The 1,712-nt window shown below is 68.8% G+C and carries 1 protein-coding gene and 1 pseudogene; both read left to right on the top strand.

Annotated features, from left to right (window positions below; translation table 11 throughout):
* Positions 1-1,552: molybdopterin-dependent oxidoreductase (locus VNR91_RS02055; protein WP_325489131.1), on the top strand; the 1,552-nt coding region annotated here is incomplete at its 5' end.
* Positions 1,549-1,712, top strand: a pseudogene (locus VNR91_RS02050) (NADH-quinone oxidoreductase subunit H); the annotation flags it as partial. The gene VNR91_RS02055 and the pseudogene VNR91_RS02050, both read left to right, overlap by 4 nt.

Below are 1,712 nucleotides of genomic sequence, written 5' to 3'. Positions count from 1 at the left end.
CTTCGCCGAGGAAGTGGCCGGCGTGCCGGAGATCGGCGCGATCTATCGCGGCGAGAACATGCAGATCACCAGCTATCTCGAACAGGCGGTGACCAGCGAGCTGAGCGGCAATGTCGTCGACCTGTGCCCGGTCGGCGCGCTGACGTCGAAGCCCTATGCGTTCGAAGCCCGTTCGTGGGAATTGAAGAAGACGCTGGCGATCGACGTGATGGACGCGGTCGGCACCAACATCCGCCTCGACAGCCGGGGCCGCCAGGTGCTGCGCGCGCTGCCGCGCATCAACGAGGACGTCAACGAGGAGTGGGCGCACGACAAGACCCGCCACGCGGTGGACGGTCTGGTGCGCCGCCGGCTCGACCGGCCGTTCGTCCGCAAGGATGGCAAGCTGGTCCCGGCGACGTGGGAAGAGGCGTTCGCGGCGATCGCGGCGGTGAAGCCGGGCGCCAGCATCGCGGCGGTCGCGGGCGATCAGGTCGATTGCGAGACGATGTATGCCGCCGGCGCGCTGGTGAAGGCGCTCGGTTCGACGCTGCTCGAGGGGCGTCAGGGCGGGCTGGATTACGACGTCACCAATCTGGGCGCGGTCGCGTTCAACCCGACCATCGCCGGGGTGGAGGACGCCGACGCGATCCTGCTGATCGGATCGAACCTGCGGTGGGAAGCGCCGCTGATCAACACGCGCGTGCGCAAGGCGATCAAGAAGGGCGCCAAGGTGTTCGCGATCGGGCCGGAAACCGACCTGACCTACAAGGTCGAGTGGCTGGGCGACGACCTGAGCCTGATCGGCAAGCTGCCCGACGTGGCGGTGCAGGCGCTGGAAGGCGCCAAGCGGCCGCTGGTCATCCTGGGGCCGGGGGCGCTGACCAAAGCGCATGGCGCCGCGCTGGCGCTGGTCGAGCCGCTCAAGCTGGTCCGCACGCTGGACGACGGGACGGCGTGGAACGGCTTCGGTGTGATCCACCTCGCCGCGGCGCGGATGGGCGGGCTGATGCTCGGCTATGCGCAGACGGGCGGCATTGCGGATATCGTCGCGGCCAAGCCGAAGCTGGGGCTGTTCCTGGGCGCGGACGAGGTCGATTACGCGCGGTTCGCGGACACGTTCAAGGTGTTCATCGGTCACCACGGCGACAACGGCGCGCATCATGCCGATGTCGTGCTGCCGGGCGCGAGCTATGCCGAGAAGCCGGGCACCTACGTCAATCTGGAAGGGCGTGTGCAACGCGGCGACCGCGCGGTATTCCCGCCGGGCGACGCGCGTGAGGACTGGGCGATTCTGCGCGCGCTGAGCGAGGCGCTGGGCGCGACGCTGCCGTTCGACAGCTTCGCCGAACTGCGCGCGGCGATGGCCGACGCGGTGCCGGCGCTGGGGCAGGAAGGACTGGTCCGCTACGACTGGGCGCCGCCGAAGCTTGCGGCCGAGGCGGACGGGCCGGTCAGCTATCCGGTCAAGGATTTCTACCTGACCAACGCGATCTGCCGCGCATCGCCGACGATGCAGCGTTGCTCGGCCGAACTGGTCCACGGCCAGGCATTCGCGGAGGCGGCGGAATGACCGCCTTCTTCGAAAACACCGTTGGCCTGCCGTTCGGCTGGGCGTGGTTCCTTTCCACGATCATCGGCATCCTGCTGATCGCGCTGCCGCTGATGCTGGCGGTGGCGATGATCATCTATGCCGACCGCAAGATCTGGGCGGCGATGGCGCTGCGGCGCGG

The sequence above is a fragment of the Sphingomonas sp. genome, assembly GCF_035555815.1.
Lineage (GTDB): Bacteria > Pseudomonadota > Alphaproteobacteria > Sphingomonadales > Sphingomonadaceae > Sphingomonas.
The sequence above is the reverse complement of the archived record's forward strand: the minus strand, read 5'-3'. Positions and strand labels throughout refer to the sequence as shown.